The 23,037-nt window shown below is 63.7% G+C and carries 25 protein-coding genes and 1 pseudogene; 10 read left to right on the top strand and 16 right to left on the bottom strand.

Features of this window, described 5'->3' with window-relative positions; all coding sequences use genetic code 11:
- The first annotated feature begins 181 nt into the window (after window positions 1–181).
- The 7 genes from C7G41_RS33370 to C7G41_RS33325 all read left to right on the top strand — a co-directional run bounded on the left by C7G41_RS33370 (window position 182) and on the right by C7G41_RS33325 (window position 6,445).
- A complete protein-coding gene (locus C7G41_RS33370; protein ID WP_245446836.1) occupies window positions 182–778 on the top strand; it encodes a hypothetical protein in 597 nt (198 codons plus the stop codon).
- Window positions 779–891: 113 nt separating this feature from the next.
- A complete protein-coding gene (locus C7G41_RS33365) occupies window positions 892–1,374 on the top strand; it encodes a MarR family winged helix-turn-helix transcriptional regulator (RefSeq protein WP_106946510.1) in 483 nt (160 codons plus the stop codon).
- Window positions 1,375–2,272: 898 nt separating this feature from the next.
- On the top strand, window positions 2,273–2,677 hold the full coding sequence (locus tag C7G41_RS33360) for a BA14K family protein (RefSeq protein WP_373681179.1): 405 nt from the start codon (window positions 2,273–2,275) through the stop codon (window positions 2,675–2,677).
- Between the two features lie 65 nt (window positions 2,678–2,742).
- Complete coding sequence (locus C7G41_RS33355; RefSeq protein ID WP_106946508.1) at window positions 2,743–3,774, top strand: AI-2E family transporter; 1,032 nt, start codon at window positions 2,743–2,745, stop codon at window positions 3,772–3,774.
- 364 nt (window positions 3,775–4,138) lie between these two features.
- Window positions 4,139–4,498: a Crp/Fnr family transcriptional regulator gene (locus tag C7G41_RS33350; protein WP_245446835.1), complete on the top strand. Its 360-nt coding sequence runs from the start codon at window positions 4,139–4,141 to the stop codon at window positions 4,496–4,498.
- Window positions 4,499–4,929: 431 nt separating this feature from the next.
- A complete protein-coding gene (locus tag C7G41_RS33340; protein WP_306768077.1) occupies window positions 4,930–5,310 on the top strand; it encodes a response regulator in 381 nt (126 codons plus the stop codon).
- A gap of 895 nt (window positions 5,311–6,205) precedes the next feature.
- Window positions 6,206–6,445 (top strand): hypothetical protein, encoded by a 240-nt coding sequence (locus C7G41_RS33325; protein WP_106946504.1) that lies wholly within the window; start codon window positions 6,206–6,208, stop codon window positions 6,443–6,445.
- Window positions 6,446–6,638: 193 nt separating this feature from the next.
- Here C7G41_RS33325 and C7G41_RS33320 read toward each other — a convergent pair whose 3' ends face one another.
- A complete protein-coding gene (locus C7G41_RS33320) occupies window positions 6,639–6,839 on the bottom strand; it encodes a hypothetical protein (protein WP_106946503.1) in 201 nt (66 codons plus the stop codon).
- Between the two features lie 567 nt (window positions 6,840–7,406).
- Between C7G41_RS33320 and C7G41_RS38495 the strand changes: the two are divergent.
- Both C7G41_RS38495 and C7G41_RS33300 read left to right on the top strand, forming a co-directional pair.
- Window positions 7,407–7,615, top strand: a pseudogene (locus C7G41_RS38495) (hypothetical protein).
- A gap of 722 nt (window positions 7,616–8,337) precedes the next feature.
- A complete protein-coding gene (locus C7G41_RS33300; protein ID WP_106946500.1) occupies window positions 8,338–9,237 on the top strand; it encodes a 3'-5' exonuclease in 900 nt (299 codons plus the stop codon).
- A 149-nt stretch (window positions 9,238–9,386) separates the two neighbouring features.
- On the opposite strand, the gene C7G41_RS33295 is transcribed toward C7G41_RS33300, so the two are convergent.
- The 6 genes from C7G41_RS33295 to C7G41_RS33270 are packed head-to-tail and all read right to left on the bottom strand — an operon-like array spanning window position 9,387 to window position 14,505.
- Window positions 9,387–10,202 carry a c-type cytochrome gene (locus C7G41_RS33295; protein ID WP_199198745.1) on the bottom strand — a complete coding sequence of 272 codons (816 nt, stop codon included), beginning with the start codon at window positions 10,200–10,202 and terminating at the stop codon, window positions 9,387–9,389.
- The gene (locus C7G41_RS33290; RefSeq protein ID WP_106946498.1) at window positions 10,202–11,824 is read right to left on the bottom strand and encodes a b(o/a)3-type cytochrome-c oxidase subunit 1; all 1,623 of its coding nucleotides are present in this window, start codon (window positions 11,822–11,824) and stop codon (window positions 10,202–10,204) included. The genes C7G41_RS33295 and C7G41_RS33290 overlap by 1 nt, the downstream gene beginning before the upstream one ends.
- Window positions 11,811–12,374 carry a cytochrome C oxidase subunit II gene (locus C7G41_RS33285; protein WP_106946520.1) on the bottom strand — a complete coding sequence of 188 codons (564 nt, stop codon included), beginning with the start codon at window positions 12,372–12,374 and terminating at the stop codon, window positions 11,811–11,813. The genes C7G41_RS33290 and C7G41_RS33285 overlap by 14 nt, the downstream gene beginning before the upstream one ends.
- On the bottom strand, window positions 12,371–12,550 hold the full coding sequence (locus tag C7G41_RS33280; RefSeq protein ID WP_106946497.1) for a hypothetical protein: 180 nt from the start codon (window positions 12,548–12,550) through the stop codon (window positions 12,371–12,373). Before C7G41_RS33280 ends, C7G41_RS33285 begins: the two co-directional genes overlap by 4 nt.
- 7 nt (window positions 12,551–12,557) lie before the next feature.
- Window positions 12,558–13,805, bottom strand: a complete 1,248-nt coding sequence (locus C7G41_RS33275) for a cytochrome c (protein WP_106946496.1) — start codon at window positions 13,803–13,805, stop codon at window positions 12,558–12,560.
- Between the two features lie 10 nt (window positions 13,806–13,815).
- Window positions 13,816–14,505 carry a c-type cytochrome gene (locus C7G41_RS33270; RefSeq protein ID WP_106946495.1) on the bottom strand — a complete coding sequence of 230 codons (690 nt, stop codon included), beginning with the start codon at window positions 14,503–14,505 and terminating at the stop codon, window positions 13,816–13,818.
- A 439-nt stretch (window positions 14,506–14,944) separates the two neighbouring features.
- On the opposite strand from C7G41_RS33270, the gene C7G41_RS33265 reads away from it, so the two are divergent.
- Window positions 14,945–15,169, top strand: a complete 225-nt coding sequence (locus C7G41_RS33265) for a hypothetical protein (RefSeq protein ID WP_106946494.1) — start codon at window positions 14,945–14,947, stop codon at window positions 15,167–15,169.
- Between the two features lie 188 nt (window positions 15,170–15,357).
- Here the strand turns inward: C7G41_RS33265 and C7G41_RS33260 are convergent, their stop codons facing one another.
- The 9 genes from C7G41_RS33260 to nosZ form a co-directional block, all read right to left on the bottom strand.
- Entirely contained in the window at window positions 15,358–15,621 is a 264-nt protein-coding gene (locus C7G41_RS33260) for a hypothetical protein (RefSeq protein WP_106946493.1), read from the bottom strand.
- Window positions 15,622–15,721: 100 nt separating this feature from the next.
- Window positions 15,722–15,949, bottom strand: a complete 228-nt coding sequence (locus C7G41_RS33255) for a hexameric tyrosine-coordinated heme protein (protein WP_106946492.1) — start codon at window positions 15,947–15,949, stop codon at window positions 15,722–15,724.
- Between the two features lie 30 nt (window positions 15,950–15,979).
- Window positions 15,980–16,369, bottom strand: coding sequence for a cytochrome c family protein (locus tag C7G41_RS33250; RefSeq protein WP_106946491.1), 390 nt, complete (start codon window positions 16,367–16,369; stop codon window positions 15,980–15,982).
- Between the two features lie 37 nt (window positions 16,370–16,406).
- Window positions 16,407–17,402: an FAD:protein FMN transferase gene (locus C7G41_RS33245; RefSeq protein ID WP_106946490.1), complete on the bottom strand. Its 996-nt coding sequence runs from the start codon at window positions 17,400–17,402 to the stop codon at window positions 16,407–16,409.
- 10 nt (window positions 17,403–17,412) lie between these two features.
- Window positions 17,413–17,973 carry a nitrous oxide reductase accessory protein NosL gene (locus C7G41_RS33240; protein WP_106946489.1) on the bottom strand — a complete coding sequence of 187 codons (561 nt, stop codon included), beginning with the start codon at window positions 17,971–17,973 and terminating at the stop codon, window positions 17,413–17,415.
- On the bottom strand, window positions 17,970–18,797 hold the full coding sequence (locus C7G41_RS33235; protein WP_106946488.1) for an ABC transporter permease subunit: 828 nt from the start codon (window positions 18,795–18,797) through the stop codon (window positions 17,970–17,972). Before C7G41_RS33235 ends, C7G41_RS33240 begins: the two co-directional genes overlap by 4 nt.
- Window positions 18,794–19,702: an ABC transporter ATP-binding protein gene (locus C7G41_RS33230; protein ID WP_106946487.1), complete on the bottom strand. Its 909-nt coding sequence runs from the start codon at window positions 19,700–19,702 to the stop codon at window positions 18,794–18,796. Before C7G41_RS33230 ends, C7G41_RS33235 begins: the two co-directional genes overlap by 4 nt.
- Window positions 19,699–21,042, bottom strand: coding sequence for a nitrous oxide reductase family maturation protein NosD (locus tag C7G41_RS33225; protein WP_199198747.1), 1,344 nt, complete (start codon window positions 21,040–21,042; stop codon window positions 19,699–19,701). Before C7G41_RS33225 ends, C7G41_RS33230 begins: the two co-directional genes overlap by 4 nt.
- Before the next feature lie 32 nt (window positions 21,043–21,074).
- Window positions 21,075–23,021, bottom strand: a complete 1,947-nt coding sequence (nosZ, locus tag C7G41_RS33220; RefSeq protein WP_106946485.1) for a TAT-dependent nitrous-oxide reductase — start codon at window positions 23,019–23,021, stop codon at window positions 21,075–21,077.
- Window positions 23,022–23,037: the final 16 nt, after the last annotated feature.

Here is a 23,037-nt window from a genome sequence, read left to right as displayed (position 1 = left end):
CACGTCACATCCGCGTGTAGCTCTTGGGCGCAAGCATTGCTTGTGAACGCCTTCTGTCAATTCCGTCTTTGGTCGAACGCCGAAAATTATCTCGCGAAAACATATCGCATCACGATATATATTAGTCTTTGTGAGTACGAGGCTGGCGGGTTCGGCGAGAGAAATGGCGCGGCAGACGACAGTGGCGAGCACCCGGAAGCGACGGTCGTGGCCCCAAGATGCGGAGCGGCAGGAGCCGGCGTGGCCGGAAGAGGTGAGCGGGCAGCGGGCGACACCGCAGTCCGGCGATGCCTCGCGGATGCCCGATCCGCGCAACCGGCCGGCCGGCCGGCGCGGGCCCGTCGTCGGCCCGGTTCAGGCGAAGCGCGCACCTGGTCCGATGCAGAAGCTGAGCGTGCGCGCCCAGAACGTCCTCAAGGAGCTCGCGGTCGAGCTCACTGCCGCACAACCGCCGAAGGGGAATTGGTCGCCCTCGCGCGAATTGCTGCTTGCGCTGACGGCTGAACGTCTCGCGACCGCGCGCAATTGCGGTCCTCACACGATGAGGGAAATCATCGACTGGGCGCAGGGCTGTGGCGTGACGATCAAGCCGGTGATCCCGCCCGGCGGCTCGCTGTCGCAGATGTGGGCGGAGTTGATTAGCAATGCATCCGCGGGGGCCTTGACCAGCGCCGAGATTGCCGGCGCGCTGCAGCGCTCGATCCGGCGGAAAAGCGTGCGCATCCCGATCGCGTTCCAGGTCATCCTGGTGAAGATCCTGCTGTCCAGCTTCGAATAGACCGACGGATAGCTGTGCATCCGGAGGTCCCGTTGGTTGGTCCCGGCGCTGCTGCTTGCTACTTTTGGCTGCGCTGCCCGCGTTGCGGAGTGGCAAGAACGGAGGGGCACGGCATGGTTCAGGCGAAGAAGGCGCAACGGTCGACGGTGGCGGTACCTGCGCGGGCTTCACGCCAACGCACGATGCGCGACTCCGACTATGCAGGGCTGGCGCAGTTCCGCTACCAGATCCGAAGCTTTCTTGCGTTCAGCGAGGCAGCCGCAGCACAGCAGGGACTGACGCCGACGCAGCATCAGGCGCTGCTTGGGATCAAGGGCTTTGTGCGTCCGGGTCCTGCGACGGTCGGTGATGTCGCGCGATTTCTGCTGATCCGGCATCACTCTGCCGTCGAGCTGATCAACCGCCTCGCGAAGCTTGGGCTGGTCAGTCGCATTGCCGACCCTGAAGACGCCAGACGCGTTCATCTCAAGCTGACGAAAAAGGGTGAGCAGAAGCTCCAGGCGCTCTCGCGCAAGAACCTCGACGAGCTCCGCCGCGCCGCAAGCCCGGCGCTGAGCCGCCTGCTGAGCCCGTTTCGGCAGTCCAGCCACACTTGAACACTCGTCGCACCGCCTTTTTGGTGTGGAAAAACAGAGTGGGGCTCGCTTATCAACACTAGAGGCGGCCACCGGACAGCTCAGCCGAAGTCGAAGTCGAAGTCGAAGTCGAAGTGTCCGCGCCGGTCAGGCAAAGGGAAGGCCCTGCACGCCTGCCGGATGGTCAACATCACAGCGCTTTCAGAACACAGTGCCGAGGCCGAACACGAACGCGGGATGGAGACGGCGGTTCGCGGGGTAACAAGGATAGTAGTACGGCAACCCACAGGCGGGATGGTAGTAGCCATTCCAACGCCGCGGATACTGCGGAGGGTATGCAGGCCGCTAGGTTGCGAAGGCGGCATGATAGGAGTGTCGGAAGGATCTGGAGTGCAATGGTGTTAACGCTCCTGATGGAAGCCGAGCGCCGGTAGGCGGTGCCTGCCCGTGCCGAAAGCGCCAGTGGTGTCGGGGGCGAGCACTAATTCGTTGGCAGAAGAAGCGGTTGTCTGTGACAGTCAACGCCACGCTAGGAGACGCAGACGCGGTCGTGAACGGGCCGGCCATTCTGCGATCTACTTCCATTCAGGTTGTTGCCTCCATCGACCGCAACATCAGCGCTTGAGCGGACCGCCGGACCCGTGCTCCGTACCCCTCTCAGAAGCAAGCACAGGCCAAAATGTTAATCGAGGTGATCTCGATGTTTCTTCCTTTAGGCTTCACTTGGCCTTTTGCGGAGGTTCGCGAATCCTCGGCGTTCTTCCTTATGGGACTCGGCGACGACGCTGCGCGTGCCCCCTTTTTGTACGGTAGCGCACCAGATATTGTCGGCTGAGACTCCTGCCAGACCTGTCGACAGCCACCTGCGACCCTCTGACGCTTGCCCTCCAAAAGGCTCATCGGAACGCAAGCTGACGAGATGCCGTTGCACCCGTACTCAACGTCAACGAAGGAGACATGCATGAGCTTGCGAAGTCCTTTTCTCGTCCTCACTACCGCTGTCGCGATTTCTTTTGGCTCTAGCTCCGCATTGCTCGCAGCACCGATGACGCCTGCGTCGATCGCGCCAACGTTGGCATCCGTTCAGCAGGTGCAGTACCGGCATTGGCATCATGGCTGGGATCGTCCGCACTGGCATCGCCACTACGGGCCTGGTGCTGCCGCGATTGGAGGTCTCGCCGCCGGAGCTCTCATCGGGAGCGCAATTGCGAACAGCGAGGCGAGAGCCGACAGCAGCGCCTACTGCGCGCAACGCTATAAATCCTATGACCCTGCATCCGGGACCTACCTCGGTTATGACGGCGCGCGGCATCCGTGCCCCTGATTGCCACTGCGGCCGGGCGTTCCGTTCTCAAACCGGCTGGCCCGATTGTCGAGGGACCTAGCTGAATGGAGACAGGCGAGTTCACGAAACGGGTCGCGATCGCGGTCACGATCGCGACCGCACCTTTCCTTTTGTGGTATCTCCGCTCGGTGCTGCTGGTTGCGGTTGGCGCTATCCTATTGTCGGTCGTCCTTGACCTTCTGTGCCAGCCCCTGCAGTGGTGCCGAGTCCCGAGAGCGGGCTCAGTTGGCCTTACCATGCTTCTTCTGTTCGGTTCGCTCGGCGTGATCGCGTATTTGTTCGGCACCACGCTGTCGAGCGAGATGGAAGACGTGCTGAAGCGCGCGGATATCGCAGCCAAAACAATCGCAGACGCCTCGCAGAAATCCGCGTGGGGCGCCTCGCTCCTGCAGCACATGGACGCCTGCCAACTCTCGCTCACAAGTTGGGCCGGCAACATCGTCAGCGTGAGCAGTAGCGTTTTCGCGTCCTTGGTGGTCATGATCGCGATGGGAGCGTATATGGCCACTCAGCCAGGAGTATATCGAAGGAAAGTCCGCAAGCTGCTTCCTCGTAGATGGGCCAAGCCGCTCGAAGCCGTAACCAAGCACATCATCCAATCACTCCAGCTCTGGAGTATCGGTCAGGCCATCCAGATGGTGCTGGTGGGAGCGCTCACTACAGCGGCAGTCTGGCTGATCGGGTTGCCGTCGCCGCTGGCTTTGGGCGTCATCGCGGGGCTTACCGAATTCATCCCGTACGCAGGGCCTTTCATCGCCGCGGTCCCTGCGCTGCTCGTCGCGACAGCGCAAGGATGGTCCCCCCTGCTTTGGACCGTGCTGGCCTACCTTGCAATTCAGCAAATCGAGGGGAATGTGCTGCTCCCGATCATCCAACGGCGCCTCATCGCCATTCCTCCAGCCATGATCCTATTCAGCATCTTGGCTGTCAGCAGCTTTTTCGGGGCGGCGGGCGTCATTTTCGCGGCTCCGATCAGCGTCATGATTTATGCACTGCTGGAGACAATGGCCCGAAGCAGAAAACTGCGAACGCTGGTCCCAGAGCGAACGCAGACGACTCCACCATCAAGGGCGTGATCACTGCTGCGGGAGGTAGACACCATGGACCATCAATGGTGGTCCTGCTGTTGCTCGTTCTGATCGCGCTCTCCCTCGGCGCCGCCTACATGGACGCGCCTCCGGTGCTGCGTTTTGCGACAGCGCCGCGGCGATTGCTATTCCGGCGGAGTGGATCCGCCGCGGGACGGAGCAGCTCGCGCGGCACGCAGGGCCTACCATCGGCGGCCTGATTATGGTGACGTTCGGCAGCGTCGCGAGCTCGTGTTGGCCCTATTCATACTTGCGAGCGGCGAAACGGCCTGTCAATCGGCGTTCGAGTGGGACCCCTTATCGGCATCCAAGGCATGCCGAGCTGACGCAGGTGACGGCGCGACACCCGCACTTGGCCGCGGCCTTGTGGCGAGAGACGCTGATCGATGGTTCCATCTTCCGAGAATGGATCGTGAATGTTGGGCGGCGAGCCGCGCTGCCGAGAATGGCTCACCTGTTGATCGAAGTGCACGAGCGGCTTGAAGCAATCGGGCGCACTCGCGGCGGAGAGTTTAGCTTGCCCATCACTCAAATCGACCTTGGCGATTGCTTGGGACTTTCAGTGGTCCATACGAACCGTACCCTCCAAGCTCTGCGCGGGGAACGGTTGGTCGAAACGGACAGATCCGGCTTCAACCTGCTCGACCAGGAACGCTTGAAAGAGTTGGCAGGGTTCGATCGGACCTATCTCCATCTAACGCCAAGCGGTTAGCGTCGGCACACGCAGAGGGAGTGCAATGCGAAGCGAAGGTTCCGCCATTGAACATCTGCAATCCGTTGCCTAAGGTCGACCGCCGCAAAATGGCGCGCGAGAGGCAACGCTGCGACTGCCGATGATGAGCGCGACCGAATATCTCAAGCTTGCAAGCCAGCTCGAGTTGGCTGCTGAGACGACTGCCGACTCGTCGGCGCATCAACAGCGTCATGCGATGGTCGACACATACGTCATATTGGCGCGGAGTCTGCTTCTCCTGGACAAGTCGAACAAACTACTGGACCTCGATCGCCGGCGACCGTCCCCACATTGAAGGGGAGCAGGCGACCTCTGGGAGTGAAGTCGGCGCGGGAACCTTTGTACACTTTTGTACTTACCTGTGCTGCGCGGTGGTCGCGCGATGAGGCTGCGCCGGTGCAAAATAGCCAATTATTGCTAGTCCTCGTTGTAGAGGACGAAGCTCTGATCCGAGAAGTCGTGGGGGAGCCCTCGCCGAGGGGGGATTTGAGGCCGAGATCGTTTCATCGGGCGAGGAAGCGGTTGCCCTACTCAGAGGCGAACCTACGAAATATAGCGCGTTGCTCACCGACGTTCATTTGCAAGGCAAGCTCACCGGCTGGGACGTTGCGAAGCGAGCCCGGGAGATCAATCCAGAGATGCCGGTGGTATATATGACCGGCGCTGGAGCCGATCAGTGGCCTTCTCACGGCGTACCCAATAGCGTTCTGTTGAGCAAACCGTTCGCACCCGCTCAGGTAGTGACGGCAGTGTCGCAGCTGCTCAACCAAGTCCCACCATCGCACTCATAAGCCTGCCCGAAACGGTCCCGCGGCTTCGCGCACAGCGCACGGTAACACCGCGATCATCCCAGTTCGACCATCACCTTCCGAAGTGCAGTCCGCTGCTGGCGAGGTCATGCCGACCAGCGCCTGCCAGTTCTCTGTGACTGCAAAGGGCGGGGCGAGCGCCTCAAGCCGCTGCCTAGCGACAGTTGCGCTCCGCTCGTTTGGCACCGCTCCCTGTCCGCCAATTCAGGAGAATGGAAAACGCTGCTGTAGTTAGCTGGCCTGAGGGAGTGAACTTCAGCCGTCCTTGCGCGTCGAGGCTTGGGCTGCTTATTTGGCATTCCCGTTTGTGGCCCGCTGACCTGACGGCGCAGTGCTGACTGACGGGCCAGGGGAGCGTCCTCCGTGTGGCGGACCTCGCGCCTGAGATGCTGGCCATTGGCCAGTCCCGACCCGGCGCCTGTTTCGCTCTTCGCTATTTTTGGCTGCATACGGGAACCCGCTGGCTTGAACGTCCATTAATAGTCTGAATGGTCCGATTGCGGGGATTTGGCCATGGGCATCGAGCGAATGCACTCACCGAGATACTGGCTCATACGGGCTGAGGAGTTTCACACCAAGGCCGACAACTGCGAACACGTCCAGGCGAGAGCGACGCTTCGCCAGGTTGCGAAGAACTACGAAGCGATCGCCCAGCGAGCGCAGCAAATTCTCGCTGCGACCGAGAGGGACCAGCGCCGCCCTATGCAAGCTCCCCGGCCGGCACAAGAATAGGCCGACGACCAGAGCCGTTATGATGGCCCAGCTACCGCTCGGGATGAATCAAGACGGTTCTAGCTAGTCGTTTTCTTTTTTTGTAGGAACACCAAGCGCGGCTGCGTCTTGACCGGCGTGTCCCACTGACCGCGTCTTGACCGCCATGTCCCACTACTATTTCGACACGCGCGACAATGACAAGTTCGTCCTTGACGAGATCGGGGTCGAAATCGCCACCTTAGCGAAGGTGAAGCGTGCAGCCTCCGAAGCAATGGCAGACTTCGCCAAGGACGTGCTGCCGGGCTCGGTAGTTCGTACCCTCTCAATAGAGGTGCGGGATGGCTCGGGACCTGTGCTTCGCGTAGTGCTCCGCTTTGAGATTGTGCACGCCGCCGTTCATTGAGATTACGACAGTGCACCGTCTCTTCAGCCAAGCCCCGACTTCGGGCTGTGGCCCATGTGCGACCTCGGAGGCGATCCGCACCTTGGGCAGATGTTAACGGCAAACCGGACATCAGACGGCCAGCGCTTAATGACTACGCGCCTTAGTTAGAGGGCGTCCGGCGCTGGCCGAGCGTCGCTCGATTGAGAGCAGCTCAATGCCGCACGGTTGGCGCCTCGCGAAGCGCATTGACGCCGATCCGCTTCAGCCCGTCGACCGAGGTCTCGCCCTTGCTGGCGGCTTCGAGGATCGTAAAGGCCACGTGGGTGCGGGCAGAAGTCTCGTAGCGAGACACGCTCTCGCAGACCTCGTCGAGAACCGCGCGCAAAAGCGCGGTCGTTTCAGCATCGAACATTGGAGGTCTCCCCCAGCGAAAGCAGCATTCTGCCTGAACCCCGTCAGCCGGGGATTCACGCAAGTTACGGTCAACGAAAAATTCTGCGCAATGACCGGGAAGAATGAGCGTGGCCCCGCCTTTTTAGGGCTGGGGGGCTTGATGGCGGGCCGTGCATTTGCGCGGGCCCGCCACCGAATCCGGCCGAGCCCGTTCCATGGCTCGACATCAAGACCGCGCGCAGCTCGAACGCCTAAGGCTCCGGGGGGCGCAGCGGACCGTCCGCCCATTTGCGGGCGGCGGGGTCGTGTAGCGGGTCATTGTTGCAATTGGTGCACACGTACCGCGGCGGCCGTTCTGAAGCTTCCTCGGACACAGCCTTCATCGGCTTGCCGCACGCCGGGCACGCCTTCCGGACCGGATGGAGCATGGCCATCTGTTTTTCCCCTGCGATGGCACTCTAGTTCAGCCGAGATCGCGAGCTCAAGCTGGCCGACAAAAATTAGGTCGGGTTCACGCACTGTTGCGCGCCTTCTTGACTCCGCCGCACGGCACTCAACTCTGGGCGGTGATGTTGACGGGCGTGTCATGGAGCAGGAGTTCTACCGAGGTCTGGCCCAAAGGGTCCGGGGTATGGCGGAGAAGCCGATCCGTTCACCCGGAGTCGTCTCCTGGATCTCGCCAACCGGTATGACAGCAGGGGACAGCCCTCGGCATCCGGACCGACCGAGCGGCCGCTGCCGAGGCCTCGCACGACGCCGCCTGGATCGAGCTTCTCCGGACCCGGCGAGACCTGACGCCCACGCCCCTATCGTCGTTCTCGAGGGTCCGGCAGCGCGCAGCCGATGAAGCCTGGTGGCCGTCCCGCAGTGCGCGAAGAGTGCCGCCTCCCCTGGACCAAGCTTGCGCACCAGCCGGTGGTTCTGGCCTCACCGGGGAGGATTTGATGCCGTGAGCGGGTGCGGCTTCGCCTCCCCCTGAACGCGATCCTAGCGGCTTGGACTGAGGTGGGAAGCGCTGCGCCTTGCACCAATAATGAGCTGCCGCGGAGAGCGCCCTTCCGGCAGGTTGTCCTCGGCAGCCCCGCGTAGGCGAGTGAGCTCCGACCACGCCAGCGCGGCGGTGATCCATCTCTGCCGTTCTGGCCCATCGGCTTCGGCGGCAAGCTTCATTGCGGCGACGGCCTCGCGCTCGCAGTCGTACGGGGGATCCATGGATACAATTGTAGCTGCAGATCGTAAACGATCACGCAGCAGCGAGACCGTAGCAATGCGGGCCGGCAACCATACGCAGATGCTCTCGAGCCCTCCGCAGATGCCCCGCCCGATCGGCCCCATTCATAGGCGGGGACCTCCGGAGCGCTCGTGATCGAGGCCTGCCGAACGTCCCGCAACGGAATCCAACTGCACCGACCTCCCGAAAAGCCCGTGAATTGCTTGTCTTTCAGATATCTCGTGCCGGGAGCTCCCGATATTGTGGGGCCTGACGGGACTACCTCATCGGCTCACCACGAGAAGAGATGTTTCAAGACGCATCGGATCTGGCCGCGATGGCCGAGGTACTAGGCCGATCGAGCGACTACCGGGTGCTGCGCCGCCTGGTACCACGGCCAACGTCGATGCTGGCCTCCAGCCAGGAAACCAAGATCGGCATCCTGCTCGACACCGAGATAACCGGCCTCGACCACCGCAAGGACGAAGTCATCGAGCTCGGCATGGTCAAGTTCGGCTACACGCCCGACGGGCGCATCATTGATGTTAGGGACACCTTCTCCGGCTTCAATGAGCCGTCCGAGCCGATCCCAGCCGAGATCGCGGCGCTCACCGGCATCAGCGACGACATGGTGGCCGGCCACAAGATCGACCAGGCAGCCGTGAACGCCTTCGTCGACGATTCCGTAGTCGTCGTCATTGCGCACAACAGCGGGTTTGATCGCAAATTTGCCGAGCGCTACTGGCCCGTCTTCGAGCGGAAGGCCTGGGCATGCTCCGCGACGGAGGTGGATTGGCGGCAGCACGGCTTCGATGGAGCGAAGCTCGGCTACCTTCTGAATGGCGCCGGTTATTTCCACCAGGCGCACCGCGCTGTTGACGACTGTCACGCGCTGCTCGAGATCTTGGACTTCGACCTACCAACGACCGGCGCGCCCGCACTCGCGCTGCTGCTCGAGACTGCGCGGAAGCCGACGGTGCGCGTCTGGGCCGAGCAGTCGCCGTTCGAGCTCAAGGATTCGCTCAAGAAGCGCGGGTACCGATGGAGCGACGGCACGGACGGCCGGCCAAAATCCTGGTACGTCGACGTCTGCGAGTCCGCGCTGGACACCGAGCTCGCATTTCTCCGGACCGAGATCTACCTGCACGACGTCGAGCCGCGCCTGCAGACGCTGACCGCCTTCACTCGGTTCTCCAGCGGGATCTGAGGCATTGGAGTTTTGATCAGTCGAGGAGAGCCGGCGATCCAGGAAGACCCGAGAGAAAAAAGCCCGAATTCTTCGTCAGCCTAGCCGAGTCGCGGTACCCGAAATAATGGTTGTCGGGCCGGTCGCCGTGACCAGCCTTCAGCGAGGCATCAATCCGTCGACTTCACGATCTCCGTCGGCTGCGAAGCGTAGTATGCTGCCGCCTCGTCGATCTCCTGGGGCGTCATCGCGCGGGCGATGTTGCGCATCTGCTGGCTGATGTCGTTGGTGCGGCGGCCGGACGCGAAGGCCTGAAGCTGCGCCTTCAGATAAGCCTCTGACTGCCCTTCCAGCCAGGGGCTGCCGGTCTTGTTGTCGAGGCTGCCGTGGCAGGAGCCGCAGGGCGCGATCCCGCGGACCGGGGCCCCGTAGATCACGATGCGCGGCCTGGGGAGTTGCGGCGTCGGGTGGTAGGCCGGCAGCCGCGGCAGATAGGCGTAGTAGGCGGCGAGATCGGCCATGTCCTGGTCCTTCAGGTCGACGGCGAACGGCGACATCACGGCGTTGCTACGGGCGCCCGAGCGGAAGTCGAGCAGTTCCTTGTAGATCACGCTCGCATACTGGCCCGCCAGGTTAGGCGAGTCCGCGCGGCTGATCCCGGTCGGGCCGTGGCAGATCGCGCACCGCTGCGCGAGGGTCGCGCCGCGGCCGATCGATTCCTGGCCCGGCCTCGCCAGCATCGTCGGCGTCAGGACCGCCTCGGACAGGCGCGGTCCCACCTTGGCGGTCGGAACGGAGGCGGAGCGCTGGGGCACGCCGGCCGCGCTGCAGATCGCGTCCCACAGTCCGGCGAATTTGAGCTCCTTCTGAGCATAGGGCAGCACGATGAAGCCGCCGAGCGCGGTAAGGACGAAGAGGCCCGCGGCGAGCCCCACACCGGCGGAAAAGTACGGATTGCGAAACGTGAACAGTTCGCGGGCGCTCATCATTGCGCTCCCACGTAGACCGCCGGCACCGATGTGTCGGATCGGGCGGCCAGCGTCAGGATGGGGTAAGCATAGTTCGTGACCGTCAGTCCGATCATCAGCGCCACCCAGATCGCGAAGCTGTTCAGCGCGAGCGGCACGGTGTGGACCGGGTGAACGGGCACGCTGAAGCGGTATGCGCCGGCGTCCGCCGCCGGCTGCCGATGCGCGGTCGCGAGGATGTACAGGAAGAGCAGGCCCGAGATCAGCAGGACGAAGGCGCCGATCACCGACAGCGTGACCGAGAAAGCCTGCGGCGAGATGGCCGGGTCGGAATAGTCGTAGTAGGCCATGCGGCGCGGCATACCCAGGATGCCGACCCAGTGCCACGGGAAGGTCGTGACGATCATGCCGACGAACCACAGCCAAAGCTGGGCGCGCACGAGCCTCAGATCGGGCAAGGCTCGACCGGTCAGGTGGGGCCACAGATCGTAGGCGATGGCGAAGTACATGATCACGATCGCGCCGCCGAAGATCAGGTGGAAGTGGCCGGTGATCCACTGCGTGTTGTGGATCGTCGTGTCGAGCTGATAGCTCATGTTGATGAGCCCGCCGGCGCCGCCGAAGCCGAGCAGGACGAACGAGAACGCGACCGCCAGCATGATGGGATTGTCCCACGGCAGCGCCCCGATCCAGCCGAACGGGCCTCGGCCGCCCCTCAGGCGGGCGGCGATCTCGACCGAAGCGCAGATCGTGAACACGGTGAGCAGCGTCGGGAGCGCGACGAGCGCGGTGAAGGCGGAGTGGATGAACTTGAAGCCGGCGCCGACCTGCGGGTCGGCGAAGGTGTGGTGGATGCCGATCGGCATGGCGACGACCAGGAACAGGATGAACGCGATCCGCCCCATCGTGTCGCTGTAGAGCCGCCCGCCGATCGCACGCGGCACGATGGTGTAGTAGGCGATGTAGGTTGGCATCAGCCAGAAATAGACGATGGCGTGCAGCGTCCAGGAGAAGAACACGCGCGCGAGACCCGCGTCGATGGTCGTCCTCCAGCCGAGCGCGACCGGAATGATCTGCAGCAGGAGTTCGAGCGCAGCTCCGACGGCGGTCCAGGCCCAGAGATAGGATCCGGCGACGTTGGCGAACATCGCGAGCGGAACGGGCTCTCCGGGGTGTTCGCGCCGCCATACCCGCAGGTTGACGGACATCAGCGCGACCCAGATCCAGGAGCCGACCACGACCAGCACGACACCGATGTAGTAGAACACGCTGCCGATCAGCGGCGGGTAGAAGGTGTAGAGCACCGAGGCGCGTCCTAGCGCGACCGGGACCATCGCCATGACCGCTCCGACAACGATCAGCCAGAAACCCGCCCAGGCCCAGCGGACGCCGACGAGAGGCTGCTTCAGTGCCGACTCCGAGATGGCGTAGCCGAAGCCCATGGCGACCAGCGTCGGAAAGACGTAGCCCATGACCGTTCCATGGGCCGTGAGCGAGCGATAGTACCATTCTGGATCGCTGATCCAGGTATACAGGGGGCTGCGCACGAACATCTGCCAGGCGCCGAGGAAGAGCGCGAGCCCGAACACCGCGAAGGCGAGCCAAAAATGCGCGAGGACGAGCTTTCTATTCACCAACACAGCTCAGCCTCCCGCCGCTCTTCGCCTTGGCCACGAACTCCTCTTTGTCGATCACCTTGACCTTGCCCCACATGCCTTCGTGGCCGAAGCTGCAGAATTCCTGGCAGGGCATCAGGTGGTCGCCGGGCTTCTCGAAGCGCATGAGCTGCTCGGAGACGTAGCCCGGCACCAGCATGGTGTTGACGTTGGTGCCCTGGACGAGAATCCCGTGAACCACGTCGGCGCTTGTGGCGCGTAGCGTGATCGGCGTTTGGGCCGGCACCAGGATGCAGGCCGGCGTAAAGGAATACTGCTGGCCGATGGCACGCACGGTCACCGAGCCGGTTGGCTCCAGCACGCTGCCGAGATTGGACTCGACGAACTCGCCCGAGAGGTGCAGCCGGGTCGGATCGATGGTCTCGACGCGCGGCTGCGGCATGGTGACCTGGTGGATGCCGGCGAACGCGGCCAGCACGGCGAGCACCACGATGATGATCACCGAGATGGTCGCCCAACGGCGCTCCGTGCGCGCCGCGACCTCGGCGCCTTGATGGCCGTTCTCGACGGTCATTGCAGGGCTCCGCGAGGGAGAAAGACGAAGAGGTAGAACGCGAACCACATCCCGACCACCAGCGCCGTAGCTATCCCGGCGACCGTCAGCGCCCCGCCCGGTCCGGCGGCCACGATACGCTCGACGCGGTCATCCGCCGTCGACTCGGTCTGCTCGGGAAGCTCCGTGTTGATCATCTGGGCCTCAGTTCAGCGGCGCGGAGCGCAGTTCGTTGGCCTCGCGCGCGCTGACCGGCGCACCGCGATTGCCCCAGGCGGTACGGATGTAGGAGACCACGGCGGCGACCTCGTTGTCGGAGAGAAGGCCTGCGAACGGCGGCATCCCGTAGGGGCGCGGATTGCCCTCGGTCCCGGGCGGGTAGCCGCCGTTCAGCACCATCCGGATCGCGTTGACGGCGGACTCCATCTCGATCGATTGGTTGTTGGCGAGCGGAGGCCAGTGCGGCGGCTTGCCCTCGCCCTGAGCGCCGTGACAGCTCGCGCAACGTGCGTCGTAGACGGTCTTGCCGAGGCTGACCAGAAGGCTGCTCTCGGTGGTCGGCAACGTCGCAGACGTCGTCGGCGGACGCGACGCTGGTTCGGCGATGCTCTTCAAGTACACCGCCATCGCGTTCGTGTCTTCGTCGGTCAGGTATTGCAGGCTGTTGTGGACGACCTCCGCCATGGGACCGTAGACGACGCCACGCGCGGACACCCCGGTCTTCAAGAGATCGGCGATGTCCTTGAGGCTCCAGTCGCCGAGCCCGGCTTCGCGGTTGGAGGTGAGGGACGGCGCGTACCAGTTCTGCATCGGAATGAGACCGCCCTTGAAGGCGTCCGACTGTGACGTGCCGCCGAGGGCGTTGATCGGAGAGTGGCACATGCCGCAATGGCCGAGTCCTTCGACGAGATAGGCCCCGCGATTCCACTCCGCCGATTTGGACGGGTCCGGCTTGTATTCGCCCTCGCTGAAAAAGAGCGTGCGCCAGCCGAGGATCAGTTGCCGGTTGGAGTAGGGGAAGCGGAGGTCGTGCTCCCGGTTCTTTTGGCTTACCGGCGCAATCGACTTCAGATAGGCGAAGATCGCGGCGCTGTCGGCCTGGGTCACCTTGGTGTACGAGGCGAACGGCATCGCCGGGTACATCAGACCGCCGTCCGGAAAGCGGCCGGTGTGCATGGCCTTGTAGAAATCCTCGGTCGTCCACTTGCCGATGCCGGTGTCGCGATCGGGCGTGATGTTGGACGAGTAGAGCGTGCCGAACGGCGTCGGCATCGCGCGCCCTCCGGCGAAGATGCGGCCTTCCGGAGCCGTGTGGCAGGCGATGCAGTCGCCGGCGCGCGCGAGATACTCGCCGCGCTTGACGATGTCGCTGGGGGAGTTCTGCTGCTGCCCATAGGCACAACCCGCCAGCAACGAGAACAGAAGACCAAGGACTTGTGCGCGTGAAAGCATCGCCGCTTCCTCAATCCGGTTCGCTTCCGCACGCGAAGGGCAGAACGTAGGCGCCCTTCGGAGCGGGAGCGATGACGATCGGAGCGGGCCGGGTCGCGAGGTAGGCAGCCACCGCGGTGACGTCCGCCTCCGTCAGCCGTGCCGCGACCTGCTGCATGCAATCCGGAGCTTTCGCCGTCCGCGTGCCGTAGCGCCAAGCGCCCAATTGCGCGCTGACGTAGTTGGGGCGCAGTCCGAGGAGACCGGGAATGCCGGGCTCCATGCCCGTGAGGCCTGGCCCGTGACAGCTGCCGCATGCCGGAATTTGCCGCACCGGGTCGCCGCGCGAGACCAAGGACTGGCCTTGCTGCAGGACCTCCTTGCTGGCGTCGCTCGGCGCGGGCGCGGGAAGCGGCGGACGCTGCTCTGCGAAGTATTCGGCCATGTCCTGCAGGTACGGGTCGCCGAGATATTCGAGCAGATAGTTCATCGGCGGATACTTCCGCCGGCCGTTCTTGAACGCGAGAAGCTGATTGTAAAGATAACCGGCGGGCTTGCCGGCCAGACGGGGAAAGTAGACGTCGCTGGTGCCTTCGCCCTGTTTGCCATGGCAGGGAGTGCACGCCTCGACGCGCGCCTCCATCGTGTCGGGCGGGTGACCAGGTGTCTGAGCCAAAACGGGAAAAGTCTGGACCGAGATCGCCAGCCCCACCCATGCCATGGCAATTCGTATCCGCACGCGGCACCCCAATGCGCGTAAATGAGGGGGCTAAACGTCGGACGAAGAGATTTGTTCCGGATGTTGGAACTGAGGCGGCGCGGACGGGCAAGCGACGTGCCGGCCGTCGACCGGACATAACTAGGCCGGCGGCAATGCCCACCAGGACGCATTTGTCGGTGGGTCCTTCGACCCGCAACGCCGATCATGTTCGGCGGAGACGCTCGCCGAGCCGGCCCATATAGCGGTCGCAAATGAGGCGCGGAGCCCGGAGTGCCTAGGAGTCCGGAGCTCCGCAACCGTAACAGCACCGACGCTAGACGATGCCGCTCGGTACGGAATCAACTCTACGCCGCCTGCGCCATGTTCGCTTTGACGCATCTCAATTCCACGTGGGCGGCCCCTCGGTATGGGCCGACATCGCACGAGGGCAGCTGCCGCCATGGACCGCAATATTCTCTTCAAGTGCCCCACGACGGGCATGAACGTGCAACATTCGCTTTCCGGCGATGCGGCGGGCAGCGTGGAAACGCACGTCATGGTCCTGTGCCCCGCCTGCGCGTCGCTGCATTTGGTGGATGCCGCCACGGGCAGGCTGCTCGGCGGTCGAAGCGGTGCGGCTGCGTCGAGGGGCCGGAGCTCGAAGACGGATCGGCGCCCGACCTGATCGGTCACGTCCTCTACGTGCAGCAGGAAAGCAAGTGCCGTCCTCCGTCGTGAATCGGCGAGTCGATCGGGCGCCAGCGGCGTTCCGGGAATGCGCCGTCCGGATTGCGGATGTCGTAGCGCAGCACCGCCATTTCATGAGCTCGGCCCTCGGTCCTGGGGGGAACTCTCGCGGGCAGATCGCAACGGCTAAGGATCGCCGCCCTCCCGGCGCCGGAACGGATCGGCGGCGTCGTCATGACCTGAGCGGCTACTGAAGAACATCAGGGCCATGAGCCCGCACCCGACGAGAAGCGAGAAGAAGGTGCCTAGCCCCAACGCGATCCACCCGTGCTTGCCCATCTCGACGCCGCTGCTCGCACTCCACACCGACACGGCCCAGAAGCCTGTGAGGATCAAAACGGCGCCCAGGACGACCAGCAAGACGATTTGACCGGTACTGAGACCTCTCATCGCTGCACCTCGCGCCGGGACCTGGTGAACCACGGACGCGGGCAGGCGTTCCGGAGTGCGGGGCGGGCGGCTCCCGAGCAGGCGCGATGGCTGCGTCTCATCAGCGCCACCAATTGTTGGCTGCGGCGACCGTCTGAAAGTGGACCGCCACCACGTGGGATGTTGCGATCAGTTGCTCCGAGTCCTGCTCATAGGCCGCCCGCAGACGCGTACGGACCTCGTCCGATGGCTGCGTCATCTTCACCGCCATTCGTGAGAGCTTTACGGCAAGTTCGAAGCCGGCCTGGGGTGTATCGGTCTTCAACGACGGTAGCCAATTTTCGCTCATATGCCGCATCCTTTGTTGGGGCTGGAGTGCTCACTGCGTCAGCTTGACGGGAGCCTTGTCGAACGTATGCAGGTAGGCGATCAGGTCCTTGATCTTCTGCTCGTCCTTGATGCCGGCGAACGCCATTTTGGTGCCGGGGATCTTGGCCTTGGGATCCTTGATGTATTCGGAGAACGTCGCCTCGTCCCAGGTGATCCCGGACTTCTTGTTGGCCTCGGAGTAGTTGTAGCCTTCCACCGCGCCTGCCTTCCGTCCGATCAGCCCGTTGAGTACGGGCCCGACGACGTTCTTGGCGGTGTCGCCGACCTGGTGACAGGCTTTGCAGACGGCGAAGACCTTCTCGCCCGCGGCGGCATCCTGGGCACCGGCTTGGCCGACACCAGCGGCGAGGATCAGGGCAACGATTGCGATTCGCTTCATTCGAGTTTTCCTTCCATGGCTTTTAGAACTCACGAAATTAAGCAACGATGTCGAGCGGCTTGCCCGCGGCGTCGATGAGGTGAACGCGCTCGACGTCCACGCGCTGCAGCAGGGATCGGATCCTCTCTTCCGGCATCAGGCTGAAGGCTGTCGACAGCGCGTCGGCCCCCGTCGCGCTGCGGGACACGGTCGTCACGCTTTGGTACCGCCGCGCGCACCCGCCAGTCCTGGGATCGAACAGATGATTGAAGCGGCCCTGGGGGTCGAACTGAAACCCGTAGCTCCCTGAGGTCGACACGGCCCGGTCGACGATCGGAAGGATAGCCTCAGTGCGGCCCGCGACCTCCGGATCGGCGACGCCCACTTCCCAGGCGCTGCCGTCGGGCCGCGCGCCGATCGCCCGGATCTCGCCCATGTCCACCAGGCTGTGAGAGATGCCCTCGGCCTGCAGCAGCTCGACGATCTTGTCCGTCACGTACCCCTGCGCGATACCATTCAGAGTCACGGCCATTCCGTGAGGCATCGCAATCCGGTCGCGGCTGACCGACAGACGGCGGTAGCCGACGCGCCGGAGCGCGGCCTGGATCGCCGCAGGCGGCGGACCGGCGGTGTCCGCCCCTTCTCGCGCAAAGTGGTCCTTATAGACGTCCCACAACGGCTGTACCGTCGGGTCGAACACGCCTTCGGTCAACTCCGAGTAGCGTTGCGACGCGGTCAGGAGTTCGACCATTTCGGGCGCGGGGCCAACCAGGATGCCGGTCCGGTTCAGTTCGGCGAGAGCGGAGTCCTTCAGGTAGAGACTGAACTGCCGCTCGAGCCGGCGTGCCTCGGCGCAGGCTAAAGAGATCAGCCGTTCCGCTCGTCTGCGATCCTCGTCGTGGATCTCCATCGTGGCAATCGCACCCAGCATGGTCCCGCGCCAGACCACGGGCGGGGCGCCGGCATGAACGGCTCGCCCGGAGGGCAGAAGGCCGAGTCCCGCCGCGGCGGCACTGATCCTGACGAAGCGTCGGCGCGATATCGTCCCCGCCATGGTGTTCTCCTCAATCGCTTTTCTGGCGCCGCGGGTCGGCCTCGTCGTCGGCGGAAGCGCCTCCCTGGACGCCAGCCGAGGCCAGGACGTAGTCGCGGGGCACCTGGTCGAAATCGACGATCCTGCCGCCGTTTTCACCGACGAACTTCTCCGCGTCCGCCCGTTCAGCGAACGGAACGGCCTCGTCTCCGCCCATTCCGCTCTTTGCACGACTGCCGATCACGAAGAGCGCCTTCCGCGCCTCGACCCAGTTGTCCGCGCCGGGCTTCTCCCAGCTCGGCGCCTTGCCCATGTCCGACACGTAGATCGCCCGAATGTCCTTGGGCTCGTCCGGCAGCATCGTGAAACCGATGGTGTCCCGCACCGAGGAGAACCAGACCGGCTCGATCAGGCTCGCGACGAAGATGTGTCCCTTGGGACCCGGATGCTCGAGCACGTTCATGCCGCAATAGTGGCCGATGTCCTCGGCCGTCATCCTCTCAGGGCGCGGAAGCTCGGCCGTCTGCTTTTCCCAGCAGCCGGCAAGCACGATCGGAGCCAGCACAGCGAAAACGAGTCCGAAGCGCCTCATAACTCTCTCCGTGCGAAGAACATGGCGGCGAGACCGAGGGGCGCGACGACCCAGGCTGCCAGGCCCATCAGTAGCGCACCAAGGCTGGTGGTCGCAGTTCCAGCAAGCCCGGCCATTCCCGAGAACTGGCTGACGTTGAATCCAGTCAGGTTCGTCATCCGGTACAAGTCCGTCGGATTGAGGAATAGTAGAGCTTCCAGAACGGGCGCCGACACGATCTTCCCCTGGTCGACGACCAGTATGCCGAGCAGCGCCATGTCGAACACCAGCACCATCAGCAACCAGACCCCCACCGAGAGGCCGGCGGCGGTGCCCCTGTCGCGCACCAGGCTGCTGATCAGGTAGCCAACCGCGACGAAGGCCGCACCCAGCATGATCGACGTTCCGAGCATCGCGGCGAAGGCATACCAGCTCGTGGCGAGTACCGAGGCGCCTGTCATCGCCAGCGCGGCCGCCGCGGCGCCGTAGCCGATCACCGTCGCGAAGGCGAGGATCAGGACATGACCGCAGAACTTGCCGAGGATCACCTGGCTGCGTCCAACCGGATAACTCAGGAGAAGCGTCATGGTGCCGCGCTCCATCTCGCCGACCACGGCATCATGCGAGATCAGGAGCGCAATCAGAGGAAGCAGAAAGATCGTGAGGCTCGACAGGCTGACGACGACAACATCGAGCGCGCCGGCACCTACGTTTCCGGTAGGAGCACTGCCAAGGAACGTCAAGGACAAGGCGAGCGCGGCCAGAAGGAGCGTGGTTGCCAGAACCCAGCGATTCCGCATCCCCTCCTGGATCTCCTTGACGGCGATGATGAAGATCGTTCTCACGCTGCGCTCTCCTGCGAATTGAGGAAATGCGCATAGAGCTCGTCGAGAGTCGGCGCCGCGATCTCGATATTGGTGACGTCGGGATTTCCGGCGGCAGCTCGCAGCACGTCCATCTTGCCCTTCTCGTCGGGCACCAGCAGTAGGCGTCCGCGCGCGGTCGCGAGGCTCTCGCCGTTCATCCATGCCGCGGGTATGCTGGCGCCTGGCGCAAGATCCAGCGACACCCGGATCGGCAGTTGCGAGATCGAGCGCAGTTCCGTCAACGAGCCCTGCGCGACGAGCAAGCCCCTGTTCATGATCAGGACGTGCTCCGCGCGATCCTCGAGTTCGTTCAGCGCATGCGACGAAATCAGCACCGTGGCACCGTCGTCGCGCAGTTCATTCAGGATTTCGTAGAAGGTCTGCCGCAGTGCCGGATCCAAGCCAGTCGTCGGCTCGTCCAGCAGGAGCACGCGAGGCCGCCCGAGCAGCGCCTGCGCCAGTCCGAGCCGCTGACGCATGCCCTTCGAGTAGGTGCCGACCCGGCGGTCAGCCGCATCGGTGAGCCCGACGCGATCCAGAAAAGGCCAAGACTTGGACGCCTCGACCCGCTTCAAGCGCGCGTAGAAGGACAATGTTTCCCGTCCGGTCAGCGCCGCGTTGAAAGCGACGTTCTCCGGAAGATATCCAAGCTGTCGCCGGGCCGAAAATTCGCCGGCGGCGGGGTCCTCGCCCAGCACGCGGATGGAGCCCCGGTCCGGACGGATCAACCCCAGCAACAACTTGATCAGCGTGGTCTTGCCGGCGCCGTTGTGCCCGACCAGCGCGCTGAGCCGTCCCGGGACGAGTTCGAACGAAACCTCGCGCAGGGCCCGCACCGCGCGGTAGTTCTTCACTATGCCGGTGACGGAGACGGTCGGGCTCATCGCCGCTGCTCCTTGCCCGACGGACGCGGGGGCGGTGCGATCAAGGGCCGGTTGTCGATGACGCCGCCCGGGTAGAGCGCCGGAAACTGAGCCTGGGCCCACCGCAGAACCTGGACCGCCGGGCTGTTGATCAAAACCTTTGCCGAGGGCGCGGTCCACAGCACCCGATCGACCAGATCGTTGGGCCGGTAGGCCGTGTCGGCGATGCCGTCGCCATCGAGGTCGAAGCCCGGGTTGTCGCTCCAGTAATTGCCGCGGCCGCCTTTCGACCAATCGAGGTCGCGGGTGCCGACGTATTTGACCTGATTCCGGTTGCCGACGAAGGCGTTTCCGGTGATCTCGTTGCCCTCGGACCCCGCCGTGAAATGGACGCCGATGGCGCAGCGCTCGAACCAATTGTTCCGGAACCGGTTGTGGTTCGTGTTGTAGATGAAGACGCATTTTTCGGGGCCGCTCCGCAGGCCCGGCTCTCGCCTCGCCTCCGGAATCATGCCGCGCTCGTCGTCGGGACGCTCGTCACCTCTGTCTACGGTGGTATCCAGCGGACCGCCCGTCACTCGGTTGCCTTCGATCTCGGCGTAGTTGGCGTAGTTGAACAGGAAGCCGTGATCGCGATCCCGCTCGGAAATGTTGTCGCGGATTCGCAGCCCGTTGGAGTACATGATGGCGTAACCGACATGGTTTCCGATCGAGACATTGCCGCTGACTTCGCTGTCGTTGGTATACATGTAGTGGATCGCGAAGCGGACCTGCTCGAAGCGGTTGCCCGTGAAGCGGTCCTTGCGGCTGGAAATGGTGAAGATGCCGTCGCGGCCGTAACGGAAATTGTTGTCGGCGATGGTGACGTCCGGTGCATTCCATAGCGAAACGCCGTTGCCGGCCTCGTTGAGGCGGCCGCCGCGAATCCCTTCGATGGTGTTGCGGACGACCTGCGACCCCGCCGCCCCGTGCACGTAGACACCGAAGAGGTTTCCCGTCAGGCGGTTGTTCTCGATCTTCGCGCGTTCAGCGGTCTTCTGGAGAAAAATTCCGGAATTCATCGCCTGCAGGTCGCGCCCGGAGCCCCGGACCGTCACCCCGCTGATGGTTACATCCGGCGCAGTCACCGTCACGACGTTGCCGGCGCCTCCGCCGTCGAGCACGGCGCCGGCGCGCCCGGTCAGCACAAGAGCGCGATCGATGTGGATCGCGCCGTTGTAGTCTCCCGAGGCAAGTTCGATCACGTCACCGTCGCGCGCGCGATCCAGCAAGGCTTGCAGCGGTTGGCCTGGCACAGCTGTTAGCGTCTCCGCAGTGGCAGAGCCGGCCAATCCGGCGGCGACGAGCGCCGCCGGAAACATGCATGACAGGAGACGCACGGAGTTACTCCCGATCAAACGGATTTGGGCTCGACGAACATGCGGCCCTTCATCTCCATATGCATGGCGTGGCAGAACCAGGAGCAGTAGTACCAGTACACGCCCGGCTTGTCGGCCGTGAACGTCACGGATGCAGTCGCCATCGGTGCGACCTCCATCTGGATGCCGTAGTTCACGATGCTGAAGCCGTGGGTCAGGTCTTCGACCGCATCGATATTGGTGATGAAGACGGTGACCTGATCACCCTGCTTGACCTGGAATTGCTCGAGTCCGAACGCGGGAGCCGTCGAGGTCATGTAGACACGCACCTTGTTGCCGTCGCGGATGACCTTGGAGTCACCTTCCAGGTCGATGCCGTCAGCCTTGGCCTGCTTGACTGCATCCGCAAACATCGGATCGGCGCGATCCCAGATCGAGATCGGATTGATCTTGGAACGGTGCACGATGGTGGCGTCATGGGGCTCCGCAAAGCTCGGACCATCGTGGACCAGCTTCATCTGATCGCCCGAGATGTCGATCAACTGATCGTTCTCCGGCTTCAGCGGACCGACGTTGAGGAAGCGATCCTTCGAGAACTTGTTCAGCGAGATCAGCCATTTTCCGTCGGCCTCTTTGGTCTGCCCCATCGAGGAGTGGTTGTGGCCGGGCTGATAGTGCACGTCGATCTTCTGGATTATGGGGTCGACCTTCTCGCCCTTGAACGCCCGTTTGGCGAGGTCGATGTTCCACTTGCAGACCTGACTGTCGAGGAACAGGGTAGTGTAGGCGTTGCCCCTTCCGTCGTAGGCCGTATGCAGCGGGCCGAGGCCGAGTTCGGGCTCGGCGACGACGACGTCGCGCGGCTTGATCTTGTCGTCGAACAATTGATCGAACAGCCGCACGTCCATCACGGTGACCGTCGGTGAGAGCTTGCCGGCCGCAACGATGTGGATCCCGTCGGGAGCGGTGTTCATGCCATGCGGATTGTTCGAGACCGGAACGTAGCGCGTGTAGGGTGAGCCCTTGCGGCCGTCGATGACCGGCACGCCTTTCATTTCCTTGAAGTCGCCCTTCTTCACGGCCTCTTCGATCCGCTTCAGGTTGAAAATGACGACCCAGTCCTGCTCGTTGGCGGTCATTTCGGCGAGGGTGACGCCTTCCTCCGCGTTATAGCAGGTCGAGAAGGCGTATTTGCCCTGGTAGTCGGCATCGACGTTGTCGAGATTCCCGTCGACGATCACCTGCCAGGCGACCTTCATCGTATCGCCGTCGACCGCCGAGAAGATCGAACGGTACTGCTTCCTGTCGTCGAGGATCTTGCCGTCGTTCGGCAGCGGAACGGCGTCCTCGCCATTGCAGAAGACATAGCCGGTCCGCGGATATTTCTGCACGCGCAGGCCGTGCACGGTGTGCTGGTTTGGCAGCTCGATGATCTTGTCGCACTTCATGACGTCGAGGCGCACCCGCGCGACGCGGCTGTTGGCCTTGTCGTTCATGAAGGCGTAGCGGCCGTCATAGGTCCCATCGGTGAACGAGAGATGGGGATGATGCAGGTCGCCGTTCATGTAGGTGCCGCCGCGGCTCTTTAGAAACTCGCGTGTCTCCGGCTGCAATCCTTCGGTCAGGACCTTGAGGCTTTCGTTCGTCTGTCCCCAGCCGGTGGCGCTGCAGCGGTTGAAGACGGGGACGCGCATCAGTTCTCGCATCGAGGGCAGGCCGACGATGCGCATCTCGCCCGACTGGCCGCTCGAGAAGAAGACATAATATTCGTCGAGCTCGCCCGGCGCGACTTCCGTCTTCTGCACAGCCGGACGCGCCGGCGGCGCCTTGGGCGCGCCGGCTTTGGTCTGCGCGTCGGCGACCGAGACGAAGCCGCCGTCCTTCATCGCAGCTCCGCCGGCGAGTCCAACGCCCGCAGCCGCGGCGGTGGTCCCCAGCAGGGTTCGTCGGCTGACGCCCTTTCCATTTTCGTTGTCGCTCATGACGGTCTCCTCGGCT

Source organism: Bradyrhizobium sp. MOS002, from assembly GCF_003020115.1.
Lineage (GTDB): Bacteria > Pseudomonadota > Alphaproteobacteria > Rhizobiales > Xanthobacteraceae > Bradyrhizobium.
The sequence above is the reverse complement of the archived record's forward strand: the minus strand, read 5'-3'. Positions and strand labels throughout refer to the sequence as shown.